Source organism: Streptomyces sp. 7N604 (assembly GCF_052245475.1).
Taxonomy (GTDB): Bacteria; Actinomycetota; Actinomycetes; order Streptomycetales; family Streptomycetaceae; genus Streptomyces.
The window spans coordinates 309,365-326,386 of the sequence record NZ_JBQQBX010000003.1 but is presented as its reverse complement, the minus strand read 5'-3'; the positions used below and the strand labels follow the sequence as shown (position 1 = coordinate 326,386).

Sequence of the window (17,022 nt, the reverse complement as noted above, 5' to 3'; positions counted from 1 at the left end):
GTTCAGGCTATGGGGGACCCCCATCGCCCCGCCGAACGAATGCCCACACCCGGGCGGGAAATTGGGCGGGTAGCGCCGGGCGTAGGTCCTGCTCAGCGGGACGCCAGGTAGGCCGGGAGGGGGACGGCCGGGTCCAGGTCGTCGGACGGGAGCGGCGTGCCGTACGCGCGCGTGACCGGCAGGACGCCGCTCCAGTACGGCAGCGACAAGTCCTCGGGCTCGTCGTTGGGCGGGCCGGACCGTATCTTCGCCGAGACCTCCTCGAGGTCGAGCCGGATCACCGCGGTCGCGGCCAGTTCCTTCGCGTTGGCCCGGCGGGAGTCGTCGGCGCGGCCCGGCAGCACCTGGTCGACGATCGCGTCGAGGGCAGCGGCGCGCTCGGCCGCGTCCGTCACCTGCCGGGCGGTGCCGTGCACCACCACCGAGCGGTAGTTGACCGAGTGGTGGAAGGCGGAGCGCGCGAGCACCAGTCCGTCGACGTGGGTGACGGTGAGGCACACCGGCAGTCCGGGGTCGGCCGAGTCCGCCGAGTCCGCCAGGCCGGAGGAGTCCGCCGGGCCCGCCATACGCAGCGGCCGGGAGCCCGTCGAGCCGTGCACATACAGCCACTCGCCCACCCGGGCGTAGAGCGTCGGCAGCACCACGGGCGCGCCGTCGCGGACGAAGCCGAGGTGGCAGAGGTAGCCCTCGTCGAGGATCGCGTGGACGAGTTCGCGGTCGTACGCCGCGCGCTGCCGTGCGCGGGTCGGCACCGTGCGGTCGGTCGGCTCGTAGGCGGCTGAGGCCCCGTCGTGGGCGGAGTGGTCGGAGTGGGCGGAGTGAGCGGCGGCGTCCGTGTCCGGCATTGCGAAGCTCCATTGAACTAGTGCATAATCTCCTTTGTGCTAGGAGAGTATCGGATCGCCGGTCGTCGCGCAGCCGAGATTGCGGCCAGCGTGGAACAGGCCGTCGGATCAGGGGAGTTGAGCCCCGGTCAGCTCCTGCCACCGCTGCGCGAACTGGCGCAGCAGCTGGAGGTCAACCCGAACACCGTCGCGGCCGCGTATCGCACGCTGCGCGACCGCGGAGTGATCGAGACGGCGGGCAGGCGCGGCAGCAGGGTGCGGGCGCGGCCTGCCAGCACGTCCCGGGAGGCGATCGGCGTCGATGCCCCGCCGGGCGTCGTCGACGTCTCCAGGGGCAACCCCGACGTCGCGCTGCTGCCCCCGCTCGGCGAGGTGCTCGCCGAGGCCGCCGCCCGTAACGCCCGCCGCCCTGCGCTCTACGGCGACGCCCCCATCAGCGCCGAGCTGGCGGAACAGGCCAGGGCCGCATTCGCGGCTGACGGTGTACCGGACGGCCCCATTGCGGTCACCTCCGGGGCGCTCGACGCGATCGAGCGGGTGCTCGCCGCCCATCTCAGGCCCGGTGACGCGGTCGCCGTCGAGGACCCCGGCTGGGGCAGCGTGCTGGACCTGATCCCCGCGCTGGGACTGCGCGCCGTGCCCGTCGCCGTGGACGATGACGGGCCGCTGCCGCAGGACGTCGAGTGCGCGCTCCGGCAGGGCGCCCGCGCGCTCGTGGTCACCTGCCGGGCGCAGAACCCGACCGGCGCGGCGGTCACCGGCCCGCGCGCGGACAGCATCCGGTCCGTCCTGGAGAGCCATCCGGAAGTCGTGCTCATCGAGGACGACCACGGCCACGGCATCGTCGACCTGCCGCTCCACCCCCTGGCGGGCAGTTCGGCCCGCTGGGCGCTGGTCCGCTCAACCGCCAAGGCGTACGGGCCCGACCTGCGGCTCGCCGTGCTCACCGGGGATCCCGTCACCATCGACCGGGTGCGCGGCCGCCTGCGGCTCGGCCCCGGCTGGGTCAGTCATCTGCTGCAGGACGTCGTGGTGCAGCTGTGGCGGTCGGGTGCCGTGGACACCGCGGCCGTGGCCGCTGCGTACGGCGCCCGGCGGGACAGCCTGGTACGCGCGCTGCGCGAGCGCGGAATCGCCGCACACGGCCGCAGCGGCATCAACGTCTGGGTGCCGGTGGCCGACGAAACGGGTGCGGTCGCGCGGCTGCTGCAGTCCGGCTGGGCCGTGGCACCCGGGGCGCGCTTCCGGATGTCCTCGCCACCCGGGGTGCGGGTGACCGTCTCGACGCTGTCGGACGACGACATCGGGCCGGTCGCCGACGCCCTGGCGTCCGCGGCCGGCCCCGCACCCTCGGTGCGCTACGGCTGAGCGGCCGGCCGGAAGAAGACCGCGGACGACAGCTGGACCTTGCTTCCCGGCGTGAGGAGTTCGACCGCCCTGGGCCACTCGGCGGGCTCGGGGAGATCGAGCGCGGCCGCGAGCCGGGACGCGAAGCGGGGCATGACCGGAGCGGCTCCGGCCGCCAGAAGGCGCGCCGCCGCGAGTTCGAGCGCCACGGCCGTACGGCTCTCGTCCCGCCACTCCTCGCTGCCGGCCAGCAGGCTCTGCCCCTGGCCGAAGCGGACCACGTCCTCGACGATGCCGCCCAGCTCTGCTGCCGCCTGGCGAAGCGAGAACCCGTCCGGGCTCAGGCTTCCGGTCAGGGCGGCCAGCCGGTTGCCGAGACGGCCGAGGAAGGCCGAGTGCTCCGGGGTCCAGTTGCCCGCGTCCGGCGCGATGCCGGCATGGCGCTCGTCGATACGGCGCCCCAGGTCGTTCAGCCACTCCTGCCAGGTCCCGATGAGGGTGTCCTGGAGCATCGACTCGTAGGCGGCGCGCCGGAAGTTGGTACGCACCCCTTCGGGCCGGGTGCTCGAGAGGAAGTAGCGGACGGCGTCGACGCTGTCCGGGCCGAGGATCTCCTTGCCCCAGATAGCGTGCCTGCGGCTGGTGGAGAACTTGCTGCCTTCGAGCAGATAGAACTCGTTGACGTGGTAGTCGATGTCCGGTGCCCAGTCGGGGAACGCCAGCTTGTAGAGGACCGGGTAGAGCACCGAGTGGTAGAAGCTGTTGTCGTAGCCGAAGAAGTGGACGATCTTCCAGTCCGGCCGGGGGGCGAGGGCCTTCCACTCCTCGCCGAGCCGCCCGCCCAGGGTCTCGATGCCGTGCAGGAACCCGTACGACATCTCCGGCCACACCCAGATCACTTGACCCTCGGTGGCCTTCTCGGCAGGAGTCACTCCCCAGGTGGACGGGTGGGTGACGGGGACGTCGAAGCGCGGCCGGCCGAAGAGCCGGTGCGCGAGCTCCCCGAGCCGCGCCGGGACACGGCCGAGGCGGTGGTGCTCGCGGACGGTCTCACGGAACTCGTGGAGGGGCAGCGAGTACCGGCTGACGGCGGCCCGGCGCGGGACGGCCGCCGACTGCGCCGACTCCGGGTCCGCCAGGTCGGCGACGAGGTTCGGCTCCCCGCACTCCTCGCAGATGTTTCCGCCGGTGCCGGACGAGCAGTGCGGACAGCCGCCGCTGACGTCGACTTCGTAGAGGTACCGGCCCGTCTCCGAGTCGAAGAGCGCCTCGCCCTCCGCCGGAGCCACCGAGCCGGAGGCGACCAGACGCGAGAAGAACTGCCGCAGTCCCGCCGGGTAGGCCTCGTCGCTGCTCGTCACCGTGTACTGGTCCAGCGGGATGTCCATCAGCCGCAGTGTCTCGGCGATTTCGGCGCTGTAGTGAGCCGCGACCTCCGCGGGTTCCCGGTTCTCCCTGCGCGCGGCGCCGAGCACATAGCTCTGGTAATCGTCGCTGCCGGTCAGATGCCATGCCTGGGCACCGTTCATGCGCTGGAAGCGCACGTACGCGTCGGCGCCGAGGTACGGGCCGGACAGGTGGCCGAGGTGCAGATCGCCGTTGGGCGTCGGCGGGGTGGAGAAGACGAAGACCGGCCGGTCCCCGAAGGACTTGCGTTCGGGAGACAATGCCGACCTCAGCGCCCGGTCGGCGTCCCGCCAGTACTGCGTCAGGAAGACCAGATCCGAGTCGCCGGTGTTCTCCAGCACATGGGACTCGAAGGGCTCGAAGAGCGCGACGGTGCCGGGCTCCGCGACGTACCGCTCCCCGTCGACGACGAACTCTCCGCGGCCCGCGACGACGACGAAGCACTCGGTCTCGTCGTGGTGATGGCTGTCCGAGCTGCGGCCCGGGGCGACTCTGCCCCATCCGGCCCCCACGCCCAGACCCTCGACCGAGCTCATCTCGATGCCGAACGCCTCGTACAGCGCGCTCGGGTCGTACGTGTTGATGATCACGAGTTGTCCCTCTCTCCGTGGTGCGGAAGCTGGAGCAGACCGGCCGCCTCCGCGGCGACGGCGGGGGCCAGCCGGTAGCCCGAGCCGCACGCCGCACCCGCGAAGACCAGACGCCGGTGGCTGTCGAGGGCCGTCACCAAGGGCCCGCCGGTGGGGCTGTACGCGTCGCAGAAGACCCGCCCGGATACGCAGTGCTCGACGAGGCCGGGCGCGTAGCGGGCCAGGACGTCCCGGGCTTCCCGCAGGTTCTCCGGGGATATCCCGTCCGCGACCGTTTCCGGGTCGACGTCCCACTCCCGGCACGTATAGCTGAACAGCCAGTGGCCACGGTGGTGCAGCGGCAGCAGAAACGCGTCCTCGTCGTGGAAGACGATCGCGTGGTCGCCTTCTTCCGGCCGGACGTCGACGTGCATCGCCACGACCTTCTTCACGCGGGCGCCCAGCGGCGCGACGAGCCCCTTCCAGGCAGGAGCGGCGAGCCACGGACCCGGCGCGAGCACGGCCCGGTCGGCGATCACGGTCTCGCCGGTGCCAAGGCCCAGTACAACGGCCTGTTCTCCGGGCCGGACTTCGGTGACCCGCACGCTCTCGCGGAAGGAGACCTGCCCCCGGAGCCCTCGGCCGAGGAGGTGCGTGAGGGCGTGCACATCCGCGTACTGGCAGCCCTCGCCCTGCCAGGCCGCGGAGTCCGGGGGGATCCGGATCCGGTCGTCCGGCGGCTGCGCGACGCGCCGCAGACGGGCGCTGCCGAGGTAGATCCCGCGCAGTGCCGCCTCCCCGGCCTGGGCGGCTATCACGGTCATGGGCAGGGGGTGGACGGGCAGTTCGGGGTGGAGCGCCAGCAGCTTCGCGTAGTGGTCCTGGCTGTAGGCGGACATGCGGCGCACCCGCTCGGTCGCGCCGCGCGGGAAGGCCAGCCCCGCCGAGCGCCGGGTGGCGCCTGAGCCGATCGTGTCGCGGTCCAGGACCATGACCGAGGTGCCGGGGCTGCGGGCCAGAATCTCGCGGGCGGTCATGCAGCCGATGACACCGGCTCCGATGACCGCGACGTCCACGGTCGTACGCGTCGCGGTCCCGTCCACGGTCCCGTCCACGGTCGTACGCGTCGCGGTCCCGTCCACGGTCGTACGCGTCGCGGCCGTCATCCCGCGAGCCACGCGTTCTTGGCGGCGGTCTTCGTCGACCACTCGATGAACGACGCGAGCTGGTCGTCGCTGCGCACCCCGCGCAGCCGGTCGGCTATGCGCTGACTGCGCCAGGCGTTGAGGCTGAGGTTGGGGTCGGCCAGGCCACGTTGCTGCCGTGCGGCGTTCTGGACGAAGATGTCGCGCCCCGGCGGGCCGTCCCACTGCACGGCGAAGTCCTGGTCGACACGGAGCTCGCCGTCCTCGCGCTCCAGCCGGCCGGCGATCGGGGCCAGGAAATCCGTCGGTGCGGACCTGAATCCCGTCGCCCACACGACGACGTCCGCCTCGTGGTGCTCCACTTCCCCCGGCTGGTCGTTGTGCTGGGTCGCGATGTCCCACGTGCCGCCGATGCCACGGGTCACCTCGGTCACCTCGCGGTTGGGGTAGAGCCCGACCAGATCCGGTAACCCCTCGACGAACCTGTGGACGTACAGCCGCTGGTAGATCGACCGGAGGGTCTCCTCGGAGATCCCGTCGCTGCTCAGGATCTGCTGGTCGTTGAACGCCCTGCGCGCGTCACGCGGCAGGCCGGAGAAGTAGTCCGAGTGGGACGGCGTGTAGAAGTCGTTGGTGAACGGTGAGTCGTCGATCGGGAAGTAGTTGCGCCGCCGCGAGACCCACGAGACCCGCCGGGGCAGTTCGGCGCCCGGCCGGGATACGAGATCGAGGAAGGCCTCCGCGCCGGACTGGCCGCCGCCGATCACGACGATCCGCTTGCCGCCGAGGTCACGCGCCTTCTCCATGAACTCGCTGACGTGATACTGGGTAGGACCCAGCCAGTCCCGCCCCTGAGGCGGTACGAACGGGCGGCTTCCGATCCCGAGTACGACGTTGTCGGCCGTCACCGTGCGGCGGTCGGTGCGGACGCGGAAGACGCCGTCGAAGCCGATTTCCCGCACCTCCTCGCCGAAGACGATGTTGTCGTTGCGCGCGCAGGCCCAGGCCAGGTAGTTGCGGAACTCCTGCCGCGGCACGGCGGAGAACTGCGCGTTGAGGAAGTGGTAGACGCGCCCCTGGGCGTGCAGATAGGCGAGGAACGAAAAGGGGTTCGTCGGGTCCGCGAGGCTGACCAGGTCCTTGAACAGCGAGACCTGCAGGGTTGTCCCGGGTAGCTGCTGTCCGTCGTGCCAGCCGAAGGCCGCCTTCCGGTCGACGAAAAGGTTGGACACCTCGGCGTGCCCGTGGAGGAGTGATGCCAGGCTCAGGTTCGCTGGCCCCACCCCGACCCCGATACACCGATAGTGCGCCGGAGGGTGATCGGGACTCTCCTGTCCCATGTCCGGACCTCTCTTTCGAGTGACGATGGACGGATCATTGACTGCCGCCGACGTGGGTCACGCCCGGCGGCCTCAACGCACCGCGGAGAAGCGGGGCTCGAAGGCGGGAACGCCGGGGGCGTGCGCCTTCCACCACTCCTGGCCTTCGGGGGGAAGGGTGTAGACGGGGTCGTAGTACTCGTAGAGCCGCGTCAGGTCGTCCGCGTCGCCCGCGTCGAGGGCGGTGCGGTAGTTCTTGGACCAGTACGAGATCCCGTGCACCCGGTCGTAGTCGGTGAGCTGGTGGACCCAGCGCTTCCCGACGAAGGGAACGTCACAGACGATGCGCGGAGTCGCGAAACCGGGGAGATACCCCATGATCGCGTGCTGCAGATCCTGGGCCTCGGCGACCGATGTCCGCCAGTGCTCGCTGTACGGGATCATGTCGCACATGTAGAAGTAGTAGGGCATGATCGCGGCACGGTCGAGCAGTGCGAAGCACAGGTCCAGGAGCGCCGCCGGGCTGTCGTTCACCGTACGCAGCAGGACCGCCTGATTGCGGATGTCGCGCAGGCCGGCATCCAGCAGCAGCCGCGAGGCCCGGGACACGCTCCGGGTGATCTGCTGCTCGGCGTTGGCGTGCGTGTGCAGCGCGATCTGCACCCCACGCGAGCGCGCCGTGGCTGCCAGTCTCCCGACACCGGCCAGCACCTTGCCGTCCATCCAGTACTGCGGCAGCCCGATCAGCGCCTTGCTGGCCAGCCGTATGTCGCGTATGGAGTCGATCTCCAGCAGCGCGTTCACGAACGACTCGACCCGAGGCCACGGGACATTGGCGACATCGCCGCCGGAGACGACGACGTCCCGCACGCTCGGGGTCTTCCGCAAGTAGTCGATCATGGCTTGCAGCCGGGCTTCGGGCTTCAGCGTGAAACTGGTCTTGCTGACCTGCGGGGTGGAGTTCCCCACGAGGTCCATGCGGGTGCAGTGCCCGCAGTACTGCGGGCAGGTGGACACCAGCTCCGCCAGGACCTTGGTGGGGTAGCGGTGCGTCAGGCCCTCCGTGGCCCACATGTCGCGCTCGTGCAGGGAATCCCGTTCGGCGTACGGGTGGGAGGGGAAGTCGGTTCTGCGGTCGGAAAGGACCGGCAGCATGTAGCGGCGGACCGGATCGGCGTAGTAGGCGTCGGTGAGCGACCCGGGCCCGTCCGCCGGCGCGTCGGGCGCCATGGTGTTGATCATGTGCGGGGTGATGAGCAGCGACATGGTGGCGCGCTCGCGCTGGTCGCGCTCCAGGTCGGCGAAGAAGGTGTCGCCGAGCAGGTCCCCAGTGACCTCACGCAACTGGCGGAGGTTCTTCACGCAGTGGGCGCGCTGCCACTGCGGGGAGTTCCATTCCTCATCGGTGACGTCACGCCACCCGGATAAGCGGCGCGGATCGGGTTCCCCGGCTTCGTGGCGCCGGTACGCGTAGGGCTGCTGGAGGCCGTCGGACATGCGTATCCTCTCGGTCGGTTCGACGTCGGCGGCAGGCGGCGGGCCGTGGCAGCGGGGGTGCCGCCACTGCCACGGACCCGGCTCACGGGGCGGGTTACGGCGTCACGCCCCCGTCGGCCTGCCCGGCGACACGAAGGAGGGCGCGCAGACACTGGCGCCGGTGGACACCTGCTCCAGGGCGGTCATCCCGCCCAGTGCGCGGCGATAGGGCTCGCTCAGTTCGGTGAGCACATCGTGGAGCGGCTGATCGACCGCGGCGAGCTGCCGCAGCGCACCCTCCACCTGTTCGCGCCAGCGGCCCCTGATCTCCGGGTCTCCGCCCTGCTCCGTCGTGATCAGTCCACGGCAGCGCGGGCCGCGGCACCGGCACGCCATGCTCCAGCCGATGTCCTCGACGAAGGTCGCGTAGTCGCACGTGACCTCTTCGCCCGCGGCGATGTCCCGGACGGCCACGCCGAAGTCGAGACCGAGGTCGAGGACGTTGGCCTCACACGAGTGGTTCATCAGGTAGGCGCCGAGGCACGGCAGCAACAGACTGCCGTCGCTGAGGAGATGCCCGTACGTGTCGAGCGCCGCGAAGCGCGCGCCGGGGAGCGCCGCGACCTCCTCCTTGGACCATCGCGAACACTTGGTGCACGGATTCCAGATCGCCGTCCCGGCGGGAATGGTCTCCGTGGCGAACAGCCCGACGTTGTGCGTACGGCTCGCGCGTACGTCGATTCCCTTGGTCAGCACGGGATCAGAGAAGTTTCAGCGCATCGGCGAGACCGGACTCCAGCTCGTCCACCCTGGTATGGCTCTTCCCGAGGATCAGGTAGCGCCACTTGCCGTCGAACGCCAGCGTGTCCGAGGTGAGGACGACTCCCTCGTCGGAGCCCGGCTTGAAGTCCAGACCGGCCTGCCGGACCCGCGCGAGACCCGCGGCGAACTCCCGCTCCACGCCGCCCGGCCTGGAGTCGGCGATCCATACGGCTGCGCCCGCCCGCTCCTCTCCGAGCAGCCGCCTGACCAGCAGATCCAGGTAGGTGCACCCGGTCTTCCTGACGTTGCTCTCGGTCGAGTAGAGGACGTCGTCCGCGGTGATCCCGCCGTCGATGTCGAACGGGCCCCGATATCCGGCCTGATGCAGATGGCGGCCCAGAGCGAGGCCGCCCTCGACCAGTTCCTCCACGGCCGAGGAACTCGCCACCAGCGGCGTGACCTGGCCGCTGAAGCTGCCGTTGGGAGTTCGCATCTCGCCGACGTGCATCACCCGCGGGCCGTCCTCGTACACCTCCATCTCCACGGTGACGACACGGGCGAAGTCGAGCCGCTCCTCGACGACCCAGCCCGGAGGCTGGTCGGCGACCGAGGGCAGGTACGCGGCGAGCTTGGCATCGAGGCCGGGCAGGTCGCCGGCCTCCCAGAAGCTCACTCCGTAGCCGTTGGAGCCCCGGGCCGGCTTCACGACCGCCGCGCCCCTGTCGGCCAGGACCTTCCGCAGGGCGGCGGCCAGTTCGTCCGGAGTGCCGCAGCTGAAGCCGTGGGCGGTCCTGATGCCCAGCTCACCGGCGAGCTCCCGGAAGCCGGGCTTGGTGTTGATCCGGTACGCGGCCTCCACGGCTCTCGAGGGAACGCCCTCCGCGCCGTAGCCCTCCACCGGTACGCCGATCTCGGCGGCGAGTTCGACGGCGGGGCGGTCCTGGGCGAACGCCTGGAACCGAATGCCGGGCCGGTCCCGCGCCTCCCAACGCAGCCTGTCCACGAGGCCGCTACGGCGGACCGCGGCGGTCAGCGGAGCCAGGTCGTCGGCGGGCGCGTCCAGCAGCGTCACCTCGGACGGGGAGAACCCGAGCAGGTCGCAGGCGTAGTCGCGCAGAGGCCCCGACATGGGCCTGGGTGTGACGAGGACATCGCCCGGCCTGGTCAGCCAGATCTTGCGCGGGGACACGGCGATCAGGGCGTCCGCGTGCCGGTGCACCGGGACGGTGACCATCAGTTCGTTGACGAAGTTGCCGAAGACCAGCAGGGGATAGTCGCGCTGCACGGTGGTTCTCCTCACTACTCTCCGGGCTTCACGCCGCCGTAGACGGCGTGGCCCGCCTTCATCCAGTAGAGATCGACTTCGCTGAATCCCGCGTCGCGCAGCCAGCCGAGTTGGTCGAAGAGTGGGGACGGCTTGTCGAGGTCGTCCGGGTACTCGTAGCAGCTCCACTCCAGGGCGTGGAACTTCTCGTACGGTTCCGTGCCCCCGGTGCCGACGAGGCTCTGGGCCTTGACGGCCTCGTTCCACATCCGGCGCGCGAGTGCCACACCGCGCTCGCCGACCGGCTGGATCAAGTCCGCGATCACCAGGACCCCGCCGGGGCGCAGCATGGCGAACACATCGCGGAAGAGCTCGCGCTTGCCGTCCCCGTCCAGGTGGTGGATGGCCAGGGAGGACACCACGGCGGCCGGGGCCTCGTCGCGCGTTCGCCAGTCCTTCCCGGCGAGGTCGAACTGCTCGGTCCGGAACCGGGACTCGTAGGCGGACAGCTCGCGTCGCGCGGTGTCCAGCATGGTGCGGCTGAGGTCCAGGCCCACCACGGTGGCCTGCGGAAAGGCCTTGAGCAGCGCCTCGCTCAGCCGACCCTGGCCGCAACACAGATCCAGGAACTCGGCCGGATTCTGCGGCTCGGGAATGAGGGAGGTCACGACGTCCATCTGCACCTGGCGCTCGGGGACGAAGTACTCACCGAGCTCGATGAATTCGCTGGAATCCTGTTCTTCCCAGTCCTGCTGCTCGCTCAACTTGCTTCCTTTCGCTTTCTCATTGCGGTCGGAACGCCGTCGCCCACAGCCCAAAGGGGCACACGGGGGCCACTCTCACCATGAAGAAGAAATCAGCTTCGGCAGTCGATGAAATGCGCAGCGAAGCCTACGAATATCTGCCGCTCACATGTGCCCCGTCCCCCGGTTTCCTTGAGATCATACCTGTATTTCGACGCCGCTCCGCAGGAATCCGCCGATCGCCGTCACTACGGCCTCGGTGGCGTCGGCATGGCACATGTGCCCTGAGCCGGCCACGACTTCGGTGCGGCAATTTCCGAAGGACCGCGCGAGCCGCTCGAGATGACTCGGGCCCGCCCAGCCGTCCAGTTCCCCGCCGACGGCCAGAGTGGGACAGCGCACCTCGTCGGCATGGCTCATCGCTTCGTCCAGCGAAGGGAATACCGATTCATTGAAGTAGCGAAGCGCGTCGACATTCGCCGGCCACCGGGCGAGCTGCGCCTGCCAGGCTCTCGTGCGCTCCGACATCGGGCCCACCCAGAGCGGGATGACGCTCGCGATCAGCCGCCCGAGAGCGGCGTCGTCGGACGGATACGCGTCCCCCTGGGCCTCCAGGATTGCCAGGGCCTCCGCCACCTCGGGCTCGGACCGCCGCACGCGCTGGAAGTCCTCTGCCATCTCCTCGGCGTCGTCGCCGCCGTAAGCGGGCGTCGCCAGCAGCACCAGGCGCCGTACGAGACGCGGGTGACGTGCGGCGGCGAGCGAGGCGACCACTCCGCCGTGCGAATGGCCCAGAAGATCGACGGGCTCCCCTCCGGCCTCCCTCTCGATCCAGGCCACCAGGTCGTCCGCGTACTCGCTTAACGCGTATGCGCCGGGATCACCGGGCCGCGGGCTGCCGCCCGTGCCGCGCGGGTGCACCACCGCGACGGTGTGGCCGCCGGCCAGGGCGGTCAACGGCTCCAGGTAGCCGGGATGCATCCCGGGACCACCGGAGTGGCACACCAGCAAAGGACCGCTGCCCCACCTCGAGTCGGCCAGTCGCAGCACCATTCAGGCCTCCCGGGGGACAAGAAGGCGGGCGCAGACCGCGGAAGCCAGGGTGAGCGCCGCCGCGGTCGCGAGCGCCCGCTCGGGTGTCGTGGCACCCACCAGGAATCCGCCCGCCGCGGTTCCGATCGGAAAGCCGATCAGATTGACGCTGATGGAGACGGTCATGATGCGGCCCAGCCAGCCGGGGGCCGTACGCCGCTGCCGGAGCGAGAGCAGGCTGACGTTGACCGTCCCCTCCATCAGGCCGAACGCGGCCAGGCCGGCGCCAAGCGCGACGACCGAACCCAGCGCGCTGACCGGGAAGATCGCGACCGCGGCCAGCACGGTCGCGCCCACCATGTAGCGGCGCTCCACCCCGGACCGTACGAGCTTCCCGGCCACCAGCGCGCCCAGCCCTCCGCACAGGCCCGCGATCGCCCACATCAGGCCGACATAGCGGCCCGACGAACTCCCGTCGTCCGTGACCCACTTCGCGATCGCGACCGGCACGATGAGGACCAGCATCCCGTACGAGACCTGGAACAGGGAGTAGGAGGCCGCGAGGCCGCGCAGCGTGGCGTTGCGCAGCAGATACCTGATGCCCTCCCACGCCGAGCGCAGCAGGTGCTGCCGCTGCTCGCCCGGCTGTGCGGGCCCGCGCGCGGGGACGGAGCCGCCGCGCAGAAGGGCGAGGCTCAGCCCGGCCAGCGCGTACATGGCGGCCACGGTGAGCAGTGTGGGGTTGGCGCCGACGCCCGCGAACAGAGTTCCGGCGACCAGCGGCCCACCCACCTCGATCACCGAGTAGGTGCTCAGGTCAAGGGCGTTCGCCCGGTCGTACGCGGCATCCGGCACGAACCGGGGGAACAGGGTCCGGATTCCGCCGTCGGTCAGCGGGCTGGTCAGTGAGAACAGGGTCAGCAGCACGTAGAGAACGACTGGAGTCAGTTTCTCCGCCAGGGAGAAGACGGCGATGCCGCCGATGAACACGGCACTCGCGGCCGTGTCGAGTGCGACCGCGCGCAACGCTCCGAACCGGTCCAGTACGGCACCGGCGATGGGGCTCACAAGGAACCCCGGGAGAGTCAGAAAGAACCCGCTCATGCCTGCGACGGAGGCGGAGTCGAACTCGGCTATCGCATAGAGCACGATGACGAACAGCAACATACCGTGCGCCAGCCTGGACAGAGATGCGGCCAGCAGCAGTTGCGGGACGTTGCGACTCGTGAGGACTTGTCTGTAGGTGATGACCGGAGTTTCAGAGTCCTGTAAGTCCTGCGGCATCGGTGTCATTGTGCGGCGTTCACCCGCGAGTCAACCGGTCATCGACAATGCTCGACCAACCACGACGCACCACGCTTGCTCCCCCGTGTCCTGAAGATGACAATGTCCTCAAGCGGACAATGTCCTGAAGCTGACAATGTCCTGAAGCGGACATTGTCCTGATGGGGACATTGTCCTGAAGATGACAGTGACGCTTTCCCCAATCGGCCGCCAATGTTGCCACGGGCAGGGGATCTATGGAAGCCTCTTCCGCGGTCAATCCGACGCGCTGCGAAGTTGATTCTTGAACTCATGCATGAGTTCCAAAGGGGGAGGGGCGCTGTGACCGAGAAGGTCTCACGACGCCTGGACAGCGTTGATCTCGACATCCTTTACCTGGGCTGGCAGCGGGAAGCGGTCGAGGCGCTGCAGAGACTCGGCGCCCGGGTGACGTGCGTCGTCTCGTCGTCCGACCGCGTCAAGCCGGCCGAAGAGGGCTTCGAGGGAACGTTGGCGGTGGCCCGCGACCACACGCATACGGAGGATGTGCTGGGGGCGCTGGCTCATCTGGGCCTTGCCCCTGACGGGTTCTGGACCGCGTGCTCCGAGGACGAGTTCGCGATCGTCACAGCCGCGGTGCTCAGCAACCTCGGCTGCGAGCGCGTGACTTCGGTCTCCGGTGCGCTGTCTCTGCGCGACAAGGCCTTTCAGAAGCGGTTGGTGCGTCAGGCGGGCATCCCGACCGCCGAGTGCGCGCGCTTCCCCGACCTCGGCGCGGTCGCGGAAGCCGTGCGGTCCGGTGAGGTCGGCACCCCATTCGTGATCAAGCCGCCGGCCGGCGCAGGCTCCCAGCACACCCGCGTCGTCAGGGACGGGGAGGCCGTCAAGGACGAGGACGTCAGGGACGGGAGAGCCGGCGCCGGCGCGCTGGACGCCTTCGCGCGAGAGGTCGGCACCGCCACCGGCCCCTGGCTGGTCGAACGGTTCGTCCGGGGCGAGGAGTTGCACATCGACGGCGTGGTACGCGACGGCGCCGTGCTGCTCGTCTCGGTCAGCCGGTACCTGCACAACGTCGTCGAGGTCCACCAGGGCAGCCTCATCGCCTCCGCGACGCTCGACGAGGACGCGGAGCGGGAACTCGTGGACGGCGCCGTCCGGCAGACCGAGCGCGTGCTCGCCGCCCTCGGCCACGCCGACGGCGTCTTCCACCTGGAGGCCTTCCACGACGACGGCGCCCTGACCTTCAGCGAGTGCGCGGGGCGCATAGGCGGTGGAATGATCCTGGAGGCCGTCCGCGGCAAGCACGGCACAGATCTCTACGACGAGTGGGCCGCGGCCGTCCTTGACGTACCCTCGCCCGTCGCGCAGAGCGTCCGCGAACCCCTGAAGGACTCCTTCGGATGGGCGAATCTCGCGGCGCCCCCGGGACGTATCCGGAGCCTGCCGTCCCGCGAAGCCATCGAGGCCAGGCCCGGCGTGGTGCAGGGCCAGTTGTGGGCGGAGCCCGGTGACGTCATCGGCGACATGCGCCAGGGGTCGCACCTCCTCGTGGCCAAGGCCCTCGTACGCGCGCCGAGCGAGGCGACCGCCCGGACACAACTGGCCTCGGTCAACGCCTGGTTCGCCGACGCCCTGCAGATGGAGCCGGGCAGTGACGATGCATGACATCAGGCTGCTGTCACTCGCCACAGCCGGGGAGCTGACTCCCTGGGCCGATCTGTGCGGCTCGGCCGACCTGTTCTGCACCCCCCAGTGGCTCGCCGTGGAACGGGATGCCTCCGGGCCCTGGGTCCCCGCGGCCAACGCGTGTCTCGTCGCGGGCGACGGCGACCGCCTCACCGCGGGAGTCATCCTCCAGCAGTTCGACCTCACGGTCGATGACGACACCTGCCGCGTCGACAAGATGGTGCGCGCCCTTCCCGAGGCGGACGGCCTGACCGATGCCGAGCTGGCCGACGGCCTGCTCCCCTCCCTGATGTGCGGCGGCTGGTTCAACTCGACCGTCCTCACCGCCCCCGGTACGCCGGCCGAAGCCGCCGCCACGGTGCGCCGCGAACTCATCGCGCGGGCCATCAGCACCGGGCAGGAGTGGGGCAGCGCCTCGGTCTTCTTCCCCTACGTCAACGCGGCCGACAGCGGGCTGCGTTCGGACCTGAGGGAGGCCGGATTCCTGGAACTCCCGGCACCCGCACGGCACATCTTCGACTGCGACCACCCGAGCCACGACGCGTACCTGGCCGCCCTGCCCTCGCGCCGCAGGGTCCGCATACGGAAGGAGCTGCGCCAGTTCGAGCAGGCGGGAGTGACGACCGACCACACTCCGCTCGACGACTCCAACGTGGAGCGGATCGCCGCGCTGGCCCACAACCTCGAGCGCAAGTACGGACAACTGTCCTCTCCGGAGCAGCTCACCAGCTGGTTCACGGCGATCGCCAAGAACCTGCGGGCCTCGGTGTTCACGGCGGAACTCGGGGGACGGGTCTTCGCGATGACCATGTGGCTGCACCACGAGAACCGGCTGTACGGATTCCATGCCGGATTCGACTACGAGATCGGTCGCGGCCTGCCCATGTACTCCGTAGTGGGCTACCACCTGCCCATCGCGTACGGCTGCTCGAGTCCGGAGACGACGGTGCTCGAGTACGGCATCAGCGCGGACGAGGCCAAGCTCCTGCGGGGTACCGAAGCCATGCCGCAGGTCCTCAGCCTGAAGCCGCTCTCGGATCGGGCGAAGGCCGCCCTCGACGGGCTGGCACCCCTCGGTCCCGGGTGACGGCCGTGCCGAACACGATCAACTCCAGCGTGGCGCCGGAGCGGAGCGCAGGCCTGCGGGCCGACCCCGGCGGAACCTCGTAGGAAAGGCGAGTTCGCATGAGGGTCATCGCTTAGAGTCCCTTACATGTTGAACCTCGACCGCCTCCGCACCCTGGATGCCGTGGCGCGCCACGGCTCGGTCAGCGCCGCCGCCGAAGGGCTGCATGTCACGACCTCGGCCGTCTCGCAGCAGCTGGCCAAGCTGGAGCGCGAGGCGGGGCAGCAGCTGCTCGCCAAGAACGGCCGCGGCATCCGGCTCACCGACGCCGGCCGGCTGCTCGCCGAGCACGCGTCGCGCATCATCTCCCAGGTCGAGCTGGCCCAGTCGGACCTCGAGGCGCACCGCGGGCAGGCGGTGGGCGAGTTGCTGCTCGGCGCCTTCCCCACCTCCGTGCGCGGCCTCTTCCCGGGAGCCATGGCCGTCCTGCGCGCCGACCACCCGCAGCTGCGGGTCCGGCTGCAGGAGCTCGAGCCCGACGAGTCGCTGCCGCGTCTGGTGCGGGGCGACATCGACCTGGCCGTCGTCCTCGACTGGTACAACAGACCGCTCTCCCTGCCCGACGGGCTCGCCAAGGCGCCCCTGCTCGACGACCCCGCGGACGTCGCCATGCCCGCCGACCATCCGCTCGCCGACCGGACCGAGGTCGATCTCGAGGAGTTCGCGGACGACGAGTGGATCTCCTGGCCGAAGGGTGAGTTCTGCCACGACTGGCTCATGTTCACCCTGCGCAGCAAGGGAGTCGAGCCGCGCATCACGCACACGGCGGAGGAGCACCATACGCAGCTGACGCTGGTCGGTGCCGGGTTCGGGGTAACCGTCGCGCCACGCCTGGGCCGCGGTCCTGTGCCCGACAAGGTGCGTGTGGTACCCGTCAGGTCCACGATGCGGCGGCACATCTACGCCGTGTGGCGCGCGGACGCGGACCGCCGCCCCTCCATCCGGGCCGCCGTGGACGCGTTGCGCAAGGCCGCGCTGACCGTGGAGGACTGAGCGGCCCCGCCGCCTGCGCTCCTGGGCGCCGTCCGCGCCCGCCGC

Annotated in this window: 14 protein-coding genes; 4 read left to right on the top strand and 10 right to left on the bottom strand. The window is 70.2% G+C overall.

The genetic code is table 11. The features are described from left to right. Positions 1–92: 92 nt before the first annotated feature. Entirely contained in the window at positions 93–845 is a 753-nt protein-coding gene (locus ACTWP8_RS05315; protein ID WP_443320968.1) for a pyridoxamine 5'-phosphate oxidase family protein, read from the bottom strand. A 36-nt stretch (positions 846–881) separates the two neighbouring features. Here ACTWP8_RS05315 and ACTWP8_RS05310 point away from each other — a divergent pair, with 36 nt between their 5' ends. Beyond that, on the top strand, positions 882–2,213 hold the full coding sequence (locus ACTWP8_RS05310; RefSeq protein ID WP_443320967.1) for an aminotransferase class I/II-fold pyridoxal phosphate-dependent enzyme: 1,332 nt from the start codon (positions 882–884) through the stop codon (positions 2,211–2,213). On the opposite strand, the gene ACTWP8_RS05305 is transcribed toward ACTWP8_RS05310, so the two are convergent. The 9 genes from ACTWP8_RS05305 to ACTWP8_RS05265 all read right to left on the bottom strand — a co-directional run bounded on the left by ACTWP8_RS05305 (position 2,204) and on the right by ACTWP8_RS05265 (position 13,193). Then, positions 2,204–4,189 carry a class I tRNA ligase family protein gene (locus tag ACTWP8_RS05305; protein ID WP_443320966.1) on the bottom strand — a complete coding sequence of 662 codons (1,986 nt, stop codon included), beginning with the start codon at positions 4,187–4,189 and terminating at the stop codon, positions 2,204–2,206. The genes ACTWP8_RS05310 and ACTWP8_RS05305 overlap by 10 nt on opposite strands. Further along, positions 4,186–5,334 (bottom strand): NAD(P)/FAD-dependent oxidoreductase, encoded by a 1,149-nt coding sequence (locus tag ACTWP8_RS05300; RefSeq protein ID WP_443320965.1) that lies wholly within the window; start codon positions 5,332–5,334, stop codon positions 4,186–4,188. Before ACTWP8_RS05300 ends, ACTWP8_RS05305 begins: the two co-directional genes overlap by 4 nt. Then, complete coding sequence (locus tag ACTWP8_RS05295) at positions 5,331–6,653, bottom strand: lysine N(6)-hydroxylase/L-ornithine N(5)-oxygenase family protein (protein WP_443320964.1); 1,323 nt, start codon at positions 6,651–6,653, stop codon at positions 5,331–5,333. Before ACTWP8_RS05295 ends, ACTWP8_RS05300 begins: the two co-directional genes overlap by 4 nt. Positions 6,654–6,725: 72 nt before the next feature. Beyond that, a complete protein-coding gene (locus ACTWP8_RS05290; protein ID WP_443320963.1) occupies positions 6,726–8,129 on the bottom strand; it encodes a KamA family radical SAM protein in 1,404 nt (467 codons plus the stop codon). A 102-nt stretch (positions 8,130–8,231) separates the two neighbouring features. Then, on the bottom strand, positions 8,232–8,864 hold the full coding sequence (locus ACTWP8_RS05285; protein ID WP_443320962.1) for an SET domain-containing protein: 633 nt from the start codon (positions 8,862–8,864) through the stop codon (positions 8,232–8,234). A 4-nt stretch (positions 8,865–8,868) separates the two neighbouring features. Then, on the bottom strand, positions 8,869–10,155 hold the full coding sequence (locus ACTWP8_RS05280; RefSeq protein WP_443320961.1) for a preATP grasp domain-containing protein: 1,287 nt from the start codon (positions 10,153–10,155) through the stop codon (positions 8,869–8,871). 14 nt (positions 10,156–10,169) lie between these two features. Beyond that, positions 10,170–10,898 (bottom strand): class I SAM-dependent methyltransferase, encoded by a 729-nt coding sequence (locus tag ACTWP8_RS05275; RefSeq protein ID WP_443320960.1) that lies wholly within the window; start codon positions 10,896–10,898, stop codon positions 10,170–10,172. Between the two features lie 177 nt (positions 10,899–11,075). Continuing rightward, positions 11,076–11,930 carry an alpha/beta fold hydrolase gene (locus ACTWP8_RS05270; RefSeq protein ID WP_443320959.1) on the bottom strand — a complete coding sequence of 285 codons (855 nt, stop codon included), beginning with the start codon at positions 11,928–11,930 and terminating at the stop codon, positions 11,076–11,078. Next, positions 11,931–13,193, bottom strand: a complete 1,263-nt coding sequence (locus tag ACTWP8_RS05265; protein ID WP_443320958.1) for an MFS transporter — start codon at positions 13,191–13,193, stop codon at positions 11,931–11,933. It lies immediately after the preceding gene. Positions 13,194–13,514: 321 nt separating this feature from the next. On the opposite strand from ACTWP8_RS05265, the gene ACTWP8_RS05260 reads away from it, so the two are divergent. From ACTWP8_RS05260 to ACTWP8_RS05250, 3 genes are all read left to right on the top strand, one after another. Next, entirely contained in the window at positions 13,515–14,837 is a 1,323-nt protein-coding gene (locus ACTWP8_RS05260; RefSeq protein WP_443320957.1) for an ATP-grasp domain-containing protein, read from the top strand. Beyond that, positions 14,830–15,945: a GNAT family N-acetyltransferase gene (locus ACTWP8_RS05255; RefSeq protein ID WP_443320984.1), complete on the top strand. Its 1,116-nt coding sequence runs from the start codon at positions 14,830–14,832 to the stop codon at positions 15,943–15,945. Before ACTWP8_RS05260 ends, ACTWP8_RS05255 begins: the two co-directional genes overlap by 8 nt. 126 nt (positions 15,946–16,071) lie before the next feature. Further along, entirely contained in the window at positions 16,072–16,977 is a 906-nt protein-coding gene (locus tag ACTWP8_RS05250; RefSeq protein WP_443320956.1) for a LysR family transcriptional regulator, read from the top strand. Positions 16,978–17,022 lie beyond the last annotated feature (45 nt).